Consider the following 14,532-nt stretch of genomic DNA (forward strand, 5'->3'; position numbering starts at 1 on the left):
TTTTGTTTTCAGTCGCAGTCTCAGTCGACAGTTTTCATTGAGACTGAAAACTGAGACTGAAAGCTGTGATTTAATTTAAGATTTTAAAAGCTCTTTTAATTTCGCTTCCAATTCTGCACCTCTTAAATTGTCGCCGATAATTACACCTTTACTATCGACTAAATAAGTTGCCGGAATTGCTTTTACGTTGAATGACTTACTTACTTTATCGTCGTCCAGAAGATTGTGCCATTGCATGTTTTCTTGTCCAAGCGCTTTCTGCCAAGCTTTTTCGTCCTTATCAATCGACACGCTTAAAATTTCAAATCCTTTTGGGGCATATTCAGCATAAGCCGTTTTTAAGTTCGGAATTTCTTTTCGGCATGGACCGCACCAAGATGCCCAAAAATCTACCAAAATATATTTTTTTCCTGCTACAATATCTTTTGCACTATATGCTTTTCCGTCTTTATCTTTTAAACTGAAATTGGCGATACTTGTTCCTATTAAAGATTTAGGATTCAAATCTTTATCTAAAATTTGTCCGTAATAACTTTTCTTTGCCACATCAGAAAACTGATCGTACAAAGGTTTTTGCTCTGCTGTGAAATAGCTAAAATTGGTCATCATAAAGAATGGCCCCCACCAAGTTGCTTTATGTTTTGCAATAAGAGCTAATGTTGTTTTTTCGACATTTGTAAAAAATGCTTTTTCATCTGCTTCAAATTTTTTCCAAACTGGAAGATTCTGAAGTGAGTCTACCGCTTTTGTATTTTTATCACGTCTTGCCGCACCGATTAATTTACTCAATTCGTCGGACTCTTTTGTGTGATACGCTTTGTAATCTTTATCAAGCTGATCTTTATAAGCAATTTCTTTTGCATAATAATCATTTGATTTAGAGCCCGTAATTACTACATCTTTAAATTTAATAAATTGACCTTCTTCAGTTGAAACACTTCCAACAGCGGTAATCTTTATTTTTGAATTTTCAACCATTACCGGAATGATTCCTTTGTTTTTTCCAAAGACAACATAGAAAAAACGAGGCTCATTTAATTTTCCTGTGAAAGTAAATTTACCGTCTTTTAATGCTGTTTCAGCAACTGGCAATTCAGAAGTATGTGTAGCTCCGGGAATTAATTTTACTGCCATTCCTTCTTCAAGACCTGCAATAGTTCCATCAATAGAATATGAAGTTGCTGCTGGAGTTACTGCTTTTTTCTTTTGTGCCTGACCGCTGTTTGAAATCATAAACAAGCAAATGCACAGTCCTAATATTTTATATTTAATCGTATTCATTTTTGATTGATATTTTAAGAAAAGCTTCCTTTTCGGAGTTCCTAATCAGGAAGCTTTACAGTTATTATTTATCTACGTTTTGTGTTATTGTTCCGTTTCCTGGATTATTTATTGCTCCTTGCGGGAACGGAGATGTCCATAAATGAGAATCAGAAGAAAGCGTGTATGTTTTACCACCAACTACTTTTGTGAAACTAACTTTGTAAATTCCTTCAGCATTTAAACGGCGCGCGTCTGCATATGGGATAAGTGTCATAATCAGTTCATTGTTTTTTGTTCTATAAATGGCATTCAAAGCTGTTGTTTTATCAGCAGTTGAAATGTCTTGATAAGAAGCTGGAAGAATACGTGTTTTACGAACAGTATTTAAAACTCCCAACGCTTCACTAATTTTATTATCGCGAGCAAGACATTCTGCTTTAATTAAATAAACCTCTACGGTTGTGATTCCACCAAAATTGAAAGCTCCAGTCAAAGTTCTTCTGTATGAAGTCTCAGCACCTACTGTTCTGATTTTCCATCGAGAAATAAATCTTGCATCGCCTGTTTCAAAACGCTGTGCACGTTCTACCGGAATGTCAAATTCTGCTCCTAAATTTGAAGAACTTCCGTGACGAAACGTATAATTTTCGACATAATTGAATCCCATTGGAGATGGAGTTGTAGTATACGAATTTGGAACATCGATTACCGCTTTATTAGCATTGTAATATCCAATCCAGTCGTATAGTTTATTATTTTCTGCTAATGCTAAATCGGCATTTTTTAGAGCTTCTGCATAATTATTCATCTGCAGATTAACTCTTGCATTGAAAGCATAACCAGCGCCTAAATTTGGATGCAGCGCCGTCTGAGAAACTTTTGGCAGATAAGGCAGCGCATCTTTTATATCATTTAAAATAAAATCATATAATTCCTGAATAGTTACCTGTTTGCTTGGCGCATTAATATTAGCGCTTGTAATTAACGGAACAGATAATTTTGTAGATGCTGTTGAGGCCACATAAGTATCTGCATAAAAATTTACCACATTAAAATAGTTCATGGCACGCAATAATTTTGCCTGAGCCCAAACTACTCTTTGCTCCTGTTCGGTTGCTTTTGTCGTTGTTAAAGCATTTTCGATTATTAAATTAAAAGTCGAAATTCCTTGATAACCTCCATAGTAAGTTCCTTCATCTGATGGTTTCAATTCGATACGGTTTGCACTTTCGTCCCACATATAATTTGCATTATACAATCTATTGCTTGATAAAGTTGCAGCGTTTACAAACTGATCGTTTAATACGTGCAAAGCTGGCAAAACGTCTACTCTCTGGTTGGTGTATTCATCTCTTAAAAAAGCTTCAAAATCGGCTAATGTAGTTGGTGATTTTGATCCTTTTGGCACATCATCCAAGTAGTTTTCGCAAGATGCAAAAGTCAATCCTAAAGCTAAAATGCACACTACATTTCTATATATTTTTTTCATCGTCTAGTCTTTAAAAAATTAAAAATTAACATTCACACCAAAAACAAAACTTGGAGATTGGAAACCATTCAATAGGAATTTGGCATCTCTGCTTTTTGCTGCAGTAAACACATTTTCGGCATTTAGATTAAAACGAACTCCATCTAATTTTACTCTCTTCATCAATTCTTTTGGCATTTGATAAGCCAATGAAACGTTGCTTAATCTAATATTTGAAGCATCTAGGATGTTAATATCTGCGTATGAATAAATAGTACGTGAATCTGAACTAAAATCGGATTCATATTCATAAACTACTCTCGGAACATTTGTAAAAGCCTCATCTCCTGGCTGCTGCCAACGATCTCTAATATGATTGTTTACAACTGTAATATCTGTTACATAACCACCCATTGCGCTATTATAATTATTGTTTAACATTGGCAAGTAGCTATTTCTAATTTTATGTCCTAACTCGTAAATGAAAAGTGCTGAGAGCGAGAAATTTTTGTAATTAGCTGAAGTATGGAATGATCCGCTGTGAGTTGGTACTGTTGAACCATAATCTTTAATAGCATCAAGTTGCCCCGGATTGTATTTTACTGCTGTTCCGTTTGCATCATAAACCTGTGGCAATCCTGCGTTGTTCAGCCCTGCCCATTGGTAACCGTAAATAGAGTTAAAACTTGTTCCTACTCGCGGAAAAGATTGTGCTTGATCTAACTGTAAATAATAAACTGGTGCTTTTACATTTATAAAATCTACTTTATTTTTATTATTAGCATACAAAATAGCAGCATCCCATGAGAATGAAGGTGTTTTTACGATTGTTCCTCTCAAAGTTACCTCGATTCCTTTATTTGTCATTCCTCCATTGTTGATGGTATAAGTAGAATAGCCCCATCCTTCTGTTGGAATTCCTTGGCTGCTTGCTAATAAATCTTCTCCTTTTTTGTTATAAAAGTCAAAGCTTCCGCTTAGTCTGCTTTTGAATAATGAAAAATCCAAACCAATATTGGTCGTAGTTGTTTTTTCCCAAGATAATTCTGGATTTGGTCTTGATCTTACGGTTCCCTGAGTTCCTCCAACATTCGAATTTGAATTGTAATAAGCTGTTAAATAAGGAGCTGTATCTTTTGCAATATTTCCTAAAATACCATAAGAAGCACGTACTTTAAGCGCGTCTACCCATGAAACTTTAAAGAAAGATTCTTTATCAATATTCCATCCTGCTCCAGCAGACCAAGTTGGTTTATTTTGATATTTACTGTCTGTTCCCCAAAGATTAGAACGATCCATACGTATACTTCCAGAAACGGTATATCTTCCGTCATACGTATATCCGCCTGTTGAGTAGAGAGATACAAAACGGTTTAGCATTTCTTTTTCTAATGAAAAATCGTCCTGAACCATATAACCTCCAAAAACTCCTCCGTATACTTTAAGTAAATCTGCCTGATTTATTGGAGTAAAACCTAAAGTCTGAGCATCATAACCGTAACGGGTATTATTGCTGAATTCTAATTTTGTATGGCGGATTTCCATACCGGCAATAGCAGAAAAATCGTGTTTTTCATTAAAAGTCTGATTGAAATTTAACTGCTGACGGAAATTGTAAGCGTTTGTAAACTGATTGGTTTCTTTTATAATATCGCCATAAGGAAGATTGTAAACCGCTTTATTGTTTACAATAGTAACCAATTCGTTTACTCTCTTTCTTGTGTAATAAGAATCTTTGCCAAAAAGCTGTTCTGCACGATCTGAACCATATTCGTATTGGAACATTGCATTGTATGTAAAGGCTTTGCTGAATTTCACATTAAACTTTGCGTAAGTTCTGTTTAGGAAGTTTTTGTTTTCAATAAGATTTCTTCCAAATTCATCCATTGGCGTAATGTCCATATTGTACAGTCCATAATTCTGCATAGACTGAAGCGTAAAATTATTGTAGCGAGACGCAGCTGTCGAAACAAAATTTGTCCCATCATTATTTACCAATTGGTTATATGGCTGAAATTTAAATCCAGGGGCTGATGCCAAATAACTTTGTGTATCTCCTGTTCCGTAGTTTAAATAAGCTCCTAAATCTAATGACAGCCAGCTGTTAATTTGAGTAGAATTCTTCAGATTAATTCCCACAGACTGATTTTCAGAGTACATATCTTCTAACTGATTGTCTTTGTAAGTGATCGATGCATTAAAAGTATTGTTTTCACTTGCTTTACCTAAACTAAGATTGTGCTGCATAAAATACTGATCGCGTTTTGCATATTTTGCAATATCATCATAATACTTATATCCTTGTGCGCCAAGTGTGTTCAATCGATTATTCATTTCTGCCATAGAAATTTTGCCTGCATAACCATTCAATAAAGTATTCATTCCTAAACTTGTAAATGCAGCATTATTCAATAATGATTGCGCATAAGTCCCAGCATTTGCGCCTTGCAAATTCTGGTTTCCTGCTGCCCAACCTTTTTCTAAACCAATAATATCAGCTGAATCCGTTAGGTTTCCGGTATAATTTCTATAAGGCGTAACGGTTAAATTGCTTGAAAAAGAAATATTTGTTTTTCCAGCTTTTGCTTTTTTGGTTGTAATAACTACCACCCCATTTGCTGCACGAGAACCATAAATAGAAGCCGCTGCCGCATCTTTTAAAACTGTAATTGTTTCGATATCTTCTAAATTCAGATTCGGTACATTTTCTTCTATAGTGGCATAAGGCGTTAGTTTTGTACTTTCTACAGGAAATCCGTCAATAACGTATAGAGGATAAACTACACCTCTCATAGTTGTAGTACCACGAATTTTACCATCCTGATATCCAACAATACGTCCTTCCAAAATTTTATCCATACTGCTCAAACGCTGTTCCTGAAACTCTTTTGCTTTCAGATTGGAGAAAGAACCTGTTATTTTCTCAGCAGTAATATTTTGGTAACCAGTTGTTAAAACCAAACCTTCCAATTGCTGTACATCTTCTTTTAAAACAACATTGATAACACTTCTTCCTTCAACTTTTATTTCCTGTCTCACATATCCTAAATAAGAATAAGCCAAAGTAGTTTCGCTGCTTACCGCAATAATCTGATATTCTCCATTAAAATCGGTATTTACACCTCTTCCAGAGCCATTATCCGCAACTGCTGCACCAACTAAAGGCATTCCTTTTTCATCTGTAACCCTACCTTTTACGATAAAATCAGCCACTTCCTTTTTTGCTTCAATCGGTTTTTCGGTAGCTATTTTTTTAGGCGTCAGAATAATATGGTTTCCTGATACTTTAAAATCGGTACTGGTATTATTAAAAATTTTGTTTAAAATAACTTCGATTGAAGTTTCGTATGCATTTACGTCGATTACTCTGTTTAAATCTACAGATCTTACATTGTAAACAAATCTGTAATCTGTAGTATATTCAAGCCTTTCAATCACTTTAGCAACAGTCATATTGCTGGCATTAAAAGAAATCTTGTTTTTTTGAGAATAAGTGGTTCCGGCGTGCATTACTGTTAAGGCAGTCAGTAGAAATAATGTGGTCAATTTCATTTTCAAATCAAATTTCAAAAAAGGCTTATCAAACCTGATTCTGTTCAAGAGTTTTTTCATACTTTTAAAATGTTTTTTTAATGTTGGTTGGTTAATTAACTGACCGCATATATTCTACCGGGAAATGTTGGCGCATTTTCCGGTTTTTTTATAACGATCCTTTTCATTTTGGATTTTTGTTACATAGGCCTATTTATTTTAGATTTTAGATTTTAGATTTCTGATTGTTGATTTTAGATTTCTCAATCTTGCTTTTTATCTCTTTTTTTATTTTTGTCTTACTTCTTTTCTCTTTATTCTATTTTCTATTTAATAGTAATTCTGTCTCGGTCAATATCATAATCAATCTTATAGCTGTCGCTGAAATATTTTAGAACAACTTCGATTGGTTCATTGTCAAAACGGGCATTGAAAATTTCTTTTCCGAGGGTTTTATTTCTGTTAATGAACGTAACGTTGTATTGGCGTTCCAGTTTTTTAATAATATCATCAAAAGAAGCATTTTTAAAAACCAGACTTCCTTTTACCCAAGCCGTATAATATTCTGTATTAACTTGTTCTATGGCAATTTTTGATTGCCCTTTTAGATTCGAACCTTTGTCTCCCGGTTTCAAATACACCTGATCTTCTTTTGTTTTCTGATCTTTATAAAGCGCAACTTTTCCTTCAACCAAAACAACATCGGTACTTACATTTTCGCTATACGTGTCTACATTGAATTTTGTTCCCAAAACCTCAACATTTATATTCTGTGTATTCACATTAAATGGATGTGCTTTGTCTTTCTCCACTTCAAAAAAAGCTTCTCCTAAAAGGTACACTTGACGATTCTGATTTTTACCAAACTGCACAGGATATCTCAATGAGGTTCCCGCATTTAAATGCACAAGCGTTCCGTCAGACAATTGCACTTCAAACTTTTTTCCGTACGGAATCCTGATGGTATTGTAAACCAGCGCTCCATCAGAATACGCTTTTGTATAAACCAATTTGCCTTTTTCCTGTCTTCCAATTACATTTCCGTATTTATCGGTTATGTTTCTGGCATCGTTTGCATTAAGATTCTGCGATTCGTTTCCTAGCTGCAATACAATTTCATCTTCTCTCGGAATAATAATATTTGGTTTTGAATGAGAATTGCTTGAATTTTTATAGAAATAAAAACCTCCCAAAGCCACAATCAAAATCGCTGCATATTTGTAATAAGATGAAAATCTCCGTTTATAAAAAACATTATTTTCATTCTTGATTCGCTCCGAAAGTTTTTTTCTAACCTCAGTAGAATCAAAAGTGTTCAAAGCAGCATCAATTGCATAATTGGTTTTTACAAAATCCTTAAATGCAATTTGATTCTCTTCTTCTTTTAACCACTCCGTAAGCTCCTCAATCTCTTCTTGAGAAGCCTGATTTGTGATAAATTTAACAATTAGTCGCTCTGACTTTTTTACTGTCATTTTAGTTGTTTTTAATATTATTACGAAGCCAAAAAACAAAACCCTAACAATTTGATAAAGTTTTTTTCATTTTGGTGCATTTTTTATTTTTCACAAGTCTTTTCTTTCAATAAAACTCGACTAATTTGGTAGAAATTATAAAACAAAAGATTTATATTTGCATTTTATTCCTTTTTTATTTGTAATAAATTTCGAATAGAAAAGAAAAAAAGAAGTCGTTTTGAGCAATTTCAGTTCACTTTTTACCCTAAAAAACTATTAATTTATATATTTGTTTTTATGAAGATTGATGATTACAGCGATAATACCATTCTAATTGAATCTCTCAGAAATGGAGATGAAAGCGCTTACACGTATCTTATTGATACCTATCATCATAAACTTTGTGTGTATGCCAACAGCTTGGTAAAAAATGTTTACAGCGCCGAAGATATTGTGCAGAACGTTTTTATAAAAGTGTGGGAGCAACGCACAAGATTAAAAGCGGATCATTCTCTAAAAAGCTTTCTTTATAAATTGACTTATAATGAGTTTATCGATTTATATCGAAAAAACCAGTCTTTGTTTTCTTTGGAAAAGTCCTATTATGATGCCTTAAACGGAATTGTTCAGGAAGAAGATTCTGAGGATTTTAAAAGAGTTTTGAATGCTGTAAATAAAGAAATTCAGAACCTTCCTCCAAAATGTAAAGAGGTTTTTATTCTAAGTAAAAAAGAAGGTTTAACCAATATCGAAATTGCAGAACATCTTGACGTTTCAATAAAAACCGTTGAAGCTCAGATTACAAAAGCATTTTCTATTCTAAGGACTTCACTTGAAGAAAAAGTGAGAAGTGTTTTATTTCTTCTGTTTTCTGCTAAAAAAAAATTCAGACTAAATAATTTAATCTGAATTTTCTTTTTATTGTTTTAAAGTTGAAATTGATTGCAAATCTTTTATTTATGATACGTATTTCATTTCTTCTTCAAAAAACGCTACAACAGGCGTTTTCATATCGTGATAAAAAAGCACTTTCCAGTTTTCATCTTTAGCCTGCTGTTCCCATTTTTTACGCGATTGCATGGCTCGTTTTCCGTCAAAATCAGTTTTGTAGGCAACGTGCATGGACCAATATATTTTTTGAGGCAAATCGTCGGCTCCATAAAAAACAATCTCATCATCGGCTTTAATCCAAAAAACTTGATGAAATTGGGTATGCCCTGCCGAAACTTCATAGAAAATTTCATCGGTTATATTTCCACTATCAGAATTCAGCAATTCTACATTAGGAAGTTTTTTTAGCTCGTTTAGTATTTCAAATACATAAGAAGGATTGTTAATTTGTTCAAGAGCAAAATCAATTTCTCTTTCTTGAATATAAATTGTCGCGTTTGGAAAATTTTGAACCAGATTTCCGTTTTCAAAATAACCGATTCCTTCAATATGATCTTTATGCAAATGTGAAACCAAAACTTTTGTTATTTGTTGAGGCTCTATATTGTTTTTTCTCAGAATTTCATAAATAAACGGAACGCCATTATTAACAAATCCCAAACCGAAGTCTAATAAAATAACATCATTGTCGGTGATAACAACAAAGGGCTGGATTGCCATTTTTAAACCTGGAGTCGTTGATTCAGCTGTTAAAAGTTGAAATTCTTTTTGAGAATTGGCAACATAATTTCCTTCTTGTAAAGCTATAATTTCCATTTTGTTTTTGCTTTAATTTTGCAACACGACAAAGTTCTAAAGAATTTCTATATTTGTAAAACCTTATTTTTCGATAAAATCAATCGATAAAACCGATTTAGAAATGGAACTTCGACAGCTAAAATATTTTCTAAAAGCAAAAGAATTACTGAATTTTACCGAAGCTGCTTCGGCGCTTTACATCAGTCAAAGTACATTATCGCAGCAAATTAAACAGCTGGAAGATGAACTACAGGTTCCTCTTTTTAACCGAATTGGAAAAAGAATTACGCTTACTGAAGCTGGAGATTTGTTTGCCGTTTACGCCCAACAATCTGTCAACAAAGCTTCTGATGGATTGGAATTATTAAAAGATTTAAATAATCTGGAAACAGGAAAAGTAGCAATTGGCGTAACGTATGCCTTACGTCATGTGGTCACAAAAGCATTGATTTTGTTTAGTTCTCAATACCCTAAAATTCAATTCGAAATTGTGTTTGGAACTTCGCAGGAATTAATTCATAAACTAAATCATTTTGAACTTGATGTAATCCTGACTTTTGAAGAAATAGCCTCAGAAGCACATTTTAAATATTTGGAATTATTTACTTCGCCCATGGCTTTGGTTACGGCATCAGAAACGCCTTTAACGCATAAAAAAAGCATTTCTTTAGATGAGGTAAGTTCGTTGCCTCTTGCACTTCCTTCGAGTGGTTTCAGTACAACTCAGTTTATCAATAAAGCTTTTGAAAAAAGCAATTTACATCCAAATGTTACGATTGAAATAAACGATATTCCAACTCTACTCGAACTGATTAAAACTGGAAAGTGGCATACCATTTTGACCAAAACTACTATTGAAAACGAGAAAGATTTGTACGCCATTCCGATTCAAGGCAAAAATATGACGCGAACAGCGATGCTTATTTCTTTGAAGGAAGTATATGAGAAAAAAGCAGTTAAGGTATTTTTGAAAATGTTGGTAGAAAATTTGAAATAGTTTTTAAATATCGAATTTTTAAAACAAGTCCCAGCGGGACGAAATATTTATAGAAACAATTATTCCCATTTCAAAAGAGCCCCAGCGGGGTGAAATATTAATTATAGGATTATGTCGCTCCTCTGGAGCTTTTGCTAACCATGTATAAAAATAATCTATAAATATTTCATTCCTCCGGAATTTTGTCTAAAAATTGTTTGCAGCAAACTTTGTCAAAGTTTTAAACTTTGACAAAGTTCTCATTACTAAAAATCTACTTCAACTCTGCTTCAAAAGGCGAAGCGGGCAAATTTTCTTTATTGTATAAATTGGCTTCTACTGGATTATCTGCCCAAGCATAACGAACTTTTAAGGGATTTAAAACGGCATCATTCCAAACTACGATTTTATCGCCTTCAATAATTGCTTTTGCCCAAACAAACTTTCCGTCTGTTCCAGCAATGGCAAATTCTTTTAATTCGTTTCCTTTTTTAATCATGAAACCTGTTCCAACATCTGAGAAGCTTAAAATCAATTTATCTCCGTTTTGCTTCATAGATTGAAAAAGCGGACCTGAGGCGGTTAAATTTTTCTCTCCATAAACCAATTTTCTAGCTTGCAACGATAATCTTTTTCCAACATCATATTTGTTCAATGGGTGAATATCATTCCATTCGCCCAAGTCTATTGTTATGGCCAATCCTGTATTTGCAACTTTCAGCGTATTTAACTGCTGCTGTCTCAAAGCTGCCCAATTGCTTTCGGCTGGTTCTGGTTTTGGCTCCATAAAATTTGGAAGTTGCACTAGTAAAAAAGGCAAAGTTTCTTGTTTCCACTGTGCTCGCCAATTAGCAATTAAGGTTTCCATTAAAGCTCCATATTCCAAAGGCTTTTTGGTATTGGCTTCCCCTTGATACCACAAAATACCTTTTATTGGATAATTTTTCAAAGGTGCAATCATTGCATTGTACAGTCCGACTGGTTTCCAGCGTACAAAAGTCTGCCCTGGAAGCGGTTCCATTTTTGAACCTAATTTGTATTTCCAAGCTCCTTTCAAATCGATGGTTTTGTCGCCAATAATCAGTTCATAAGGTTTATCGGTTACAAAACCTCCTCTTCCTGAATTATTAATAACGCGAACTGTAATCTCGTTTTTTCCTTCTTTTAAAACATTGGCATTAAAAGAATAAATTCTTGGCGGATATTGGTACGAAGTTGTTCCAACGAAATGTCCGTTTACAAAAACCGAATCGGCATCTACAATTCTTCCTAAAATTAATTTTGCCTGATTTTCTTTTACTTTTTCCAGAATAAAATCTTTTTTAAACCAAACTGAACCGTTTGTTTTTCCGAGTTCACCATCAGCCCAATAACCTGGAATATTCATTTCGTTCCAATCTGAAATTTCAACAGAATTTCTCCATTTATCTTTCAATCCAAGATCGGTTTCATTCAGTTTTTTATACCAATTTGAACTAACTTTTCGGTCGTTTTCTTCAATTTGTTTTTCGAGTTTTCCGTCTTTGAATTTTAAATATTCCTCATAATACTCGGGAAATTTTTTAATGCTCTCTTCGCTAATCCAAGATTCTGCCGGAGAACCACCCAAAGCGCTGTTGATTAATCCTATTGGAATTTTATACTTTTCGTATATTTCTGAAGCGAAAAAATAACCAACGCCTGTAAATTGCAAAACGTTTAAAGGATTTGCTTCAACCCAAGAACCAGACGAAAAATCGTTTCTTTCTTTTGCGAAATAATATTCATCGGGAACTAAAAATTGTCGGATTTGCGGATTAGCAGATTTTGCAATAACGTCTTTGTATTTGTCCTTTAAGCGATCCATCGACAATTCCATATTCGATTGACCAGAACACAGCCAAACATCACCGAAAAGAATGTTTTTTAATACAATTGTGTTTGACGCTTTTAAAGTCATTTCGTAAGGCCCGCCTGCTTTTTGCGATGGAAGCCGAATGGACCATTTTCCATCTCCTGCTGTGATGGTTTTATATTTTTTTCCTTTGAAATCGAGTTCTATATTTTCATTTGGCGATGCCCAACCCCAGATATTGACTTTTGTATCACGCTGTAAAATCATTCCATCGCTTATAAGTTTTGGAAGTTTTATTTGGGCATTAATTGCAAAGCTTAAAAGGACAGCCAGTAATGTTATTTTGCTTTTCATTTGATATATTTTTTTTGCCACAGATTAAAAAGATTAACACAGATTATAAAAAATCCTTTTAATCCTTTTAATCTGTGGCTAAAATTTTTTCTGCCACGAATTTCACAAATTGACACTAATTATTTTGTAATTGTCTTCAATTTCACAAATTAAAAAATTCGTGCGATTTCAATTTTATAGACAAAGTAATGATTAGTGAAATTCGTGGCAAAAAAAAACTATTCATAACTATATAATTTTATTTTTTGAATTTCGTAATCTCCAACTGAGATTCTTAAATGTCTGCCTTGATGGGTTTGATCTCCGTTAAAATGTCTTATGGTTTTCCATTTTTCATTTTCAAATTTGCCTTGATCGGTTTTTAGAATTCCTGCATTTACATTTTCTTTTAATGGTTTAAAAGTAACCACAATTCCTGAACCTGAAATGTAAAATTCATCTTTAGCAATTTCAATAATAATGGCGCTTGACATTGGCCAAACCTCAGCTTTTGCTCCATCAGACCAATTTAAGGTATAATCGTGTTTGAAAGTGAATTCGTAATCACCCATTTTGATGATTTGCGTATTATTTTCTTTGTCTAGCAAAACACCATCAATTTTTCCTTGTCCTTTATTGGCTTCAATTGTTGGAGTTAACTGCTCTACTAAATCGTATATTTTCCCTAAAGGTTCTTTTTTGGCATCGGCAACAGATTCTATAGAAAATGGTGAAAAACCAATCGCTTCATAATGTCCGATAGCATATAAACCTTTGAAAGGAGCTGTTTCATCAAATTTATGTTCTGGAATAAACAACGGATCGCCTTGACGGGTAAATAAATCGTTCCATTGTTTGAAAGACGGATTGTAAAAATCGGGCGCTAAAAAGTCGATTGTGTTTCCTGCCGCTTTCCAAACGTCCATAATATGAGGCAACGGTCCTGCACTTGGATATTGTCCCGGTTTTTTTTCTGGAGCATTTAAAGCCGCATTAACAAACATCGGAATCGGATAAACATCTTTTCCTGCTTTTGCAACAACATTGGTGAATTTTGAGAAATACCAAGCCATGAAGATTTCGTCGGTATGAAGTCCTTTACCAAAAACATCTTCCCAATTTCCTTTGGTTTTAAATCCGTTTTTCTTCCAGATTTCTAAAAATTCGGGAACTAGTTTTTGTTTGTTTTTTTCTAAATATTTAATCAATTCATCTGGAACTGATTTCTGAAATGCAACATTCGCTAAAGCGTGATAATCTCTGGCAGTTGGCAGCATTCCGATTTCGTTTTCAACCTGAATCATGATTACAGTCTGCTCTTTTTGGTCGAAATCTTTGATATGCGCCATTAGTTTTTTGAAGGCATTCAAATCGGCCTGAAGATTATTTTCGCTAAAAGGCGTTAAAATTTCATGACTTTTATTTTTATCGTCTTTAACTCTCGGATATTTTTTCTGGTTCAGTTTTACCCATTCTGGCGCATGACTCGACATACTATTTTTCCAAGATCCGAACCATAGAAAAACGAGTTTTAAGTTTTCTTTTCGTGCACGAAGAATCAAATCGTCTACTAACTGAAAATCAAACTTGCCTTCTTGCGGCTCTATCAACTCCCAATAAATTGGAGTTAAAACTGTGTTGAGGTTCATATCTACAAGTTTTGGCCAGATGGTTTCCATGCTTTCCATACTGGTTGCAGAAGAATTTCCTAATTCTCCGCCTCGTATTAAGAAAGGCTTTTGGTTTACAATTAGTTGTGTTTTGTTACCTATCTTTTGAAGATGAGGCATGTTTTGACTAAAACCAAATTGTATTGCCAAGAATGCAATGAGAAACAATTTGCCTTTTGTAAAAACTCTTATTCGGTTTGTTTTAAGATTGAAAGCCATTTTGATTTGTTTTTTGCTCTAATAAATCTTGAGCATAAAAGTTAAGAAAATAAACAATCCATAGCGCAGAACCTTTTATAGACTTGCACTAT

The 14,532-nt window shown here is 33.8% G+C and carries 9 protein-coding genes; 2 read left to right on the forward strand and 7 right to left on the reverse strand.

What is annotated here, in order from left to right:
- Positions 1–75: 75 nt before the first annotated feature.
- The 4 genes from RB618_RS19095 to RB618_RS19110 form a co-directional block, all read right to left on the reverse strand.
- Positions 76–1,281 (reverse strand): TlpA disulfide reductase family protein, encoded by a 1,206-nt coding sequence (locus RB618_RS19095; RefSeq protein ID WP_308070223.1) that lies wholly within the window; start codon positions 1,279–1,281, stop codon positions 76–78.
- Positions 1,282–1,345: 64 nt separating this feature from the next.
- Positions 1,346–2,752: a RagB/SusD family nutrient uptake outer membrane protein gene (locus RB618_RS19100; protein ID WP_308070224.1), complete on the reverse strand. Its 1,407-nt coding sequence runs from the start codon at positions 2,750–2,752 to the stop codon at positions 1,346–1,348.
- Between the two features lie 18 nt (positions 2,753–2,770).
- Positions 2,771–6,343 (reverse strand): SusC/RagA family TonB-linked outer membrane protein, encoded by a 3,573-nt coding sequence (locus RB618_RS19105; protein ID WP_308070225.1) that lies wholly within the window; start codon positions 6,341–6,343, stop codon positions 2,771–2,773.
- Positions 6,344–6,588: 245 nt separating this feature from the next.
- The gene (locus RB618_RS19110) at positions 6,589–7,737 is read right to left on the reverse strand and encodes a FecR family protein (RefSeq protein WP_308070226.1); all 1,149 of its coding nucleotides are present in this window, start codon (positions 7,735–7,737) and stop codon (positions 6,589–6,591) included.
- 279 nt (positions 7,738–8,016) lie between these two features.
- Here RB618_RS19110 and RB618_RS19115 point away from each other — a divergent pair, with 279 nt between their 5' ends.
- Positions 8,017–8,628: an RNA polymerase sigma factor gene (locus RB618_RS19115; RefSeq protein ID WP_274255678.1), complete on the forward strand. Its 612-nt coding sequence runs from the start codon at positions 8,017–8,019 to the stop codon at positions 8,626–8,628.
- Between the two features lie 48 nt (positions 8,629–8,676).
- Here RB618_RS19115 and RB618_RS19120 read toward each other — a convergent pair whose 3' ends face one another.
- Entirely contained in the window at positions 8,677–9,426 is a 750-nt protein-coding gene (locus RB618_RS19120) for an MBL fold metallo-hydrolase (RefSeq protein ID WP_308070227.1), read from the reverse strand.
- A gap of 103 nt (positions 9,427–9,529) precedes the next feature.
- Here RB618_RS19120 and RB618_RS19125 point away from each other — a divergent pair, with 103 nt between their 5' ends.
- The gene (locus RB618_RS19125; RefSeq protein ID WP_308070228.1) at positions 9,530–10,405 is read left to right on the forward strand and encodes a LysR substrate-binding domain-containing protein; all 876 of its coding nucleotides are present in this window, start codon (positions 9,530–9,532) and stop codon (positions 10,403–10,405) included.
- 253 nt (positions 10,406–10,658) lie between these two features.
- On the opposite strand, the gene RB618_RS19130 is transcribed toward RB618_RS19125, so the two are convergent.
- Both RB618_RS19130 and RB618_RS19135 read right to left on the reverse strand, forming a co-directional pair.
- Positions 10,659–12,572 (reverse strand): sialate O-acetylesterase, encoded by a 1,914-nt coding sequence (locus RB618_RS19130; RefSeq protein WP_308070229.1) that lies wholly within the window; start codon positions 12,570–12,572, stop codon positions 10,659–10,661.
- 218 nt (positions 12,573–12,790) lie between these two features.
- Positions 12,791–14,440 carry a DUF5597 domain-containing protein gene (locus tag RB618_RS19135; RefSeq protein WP_308070230.1) on the reverse strand — a complete coding sequence of 550 codons (1,650 nt, stop codon included), beginning with the start codon at positions 14,438–14,440 and terminating at the stop codon, positions 12,791–12,793.
- Positions 14,441–14,532 lie beyond the last annotated feature (92 nt).

The sequence above is a fragment of the Flavobacterium sp. LHD-85 genome (assembly GCF_030929595.1).
Lineage (GTDB): Bacteria > Bacteroidota > Bacteroidia > Flavobacteriales > Flavobacteriaceae > Flavobacterium.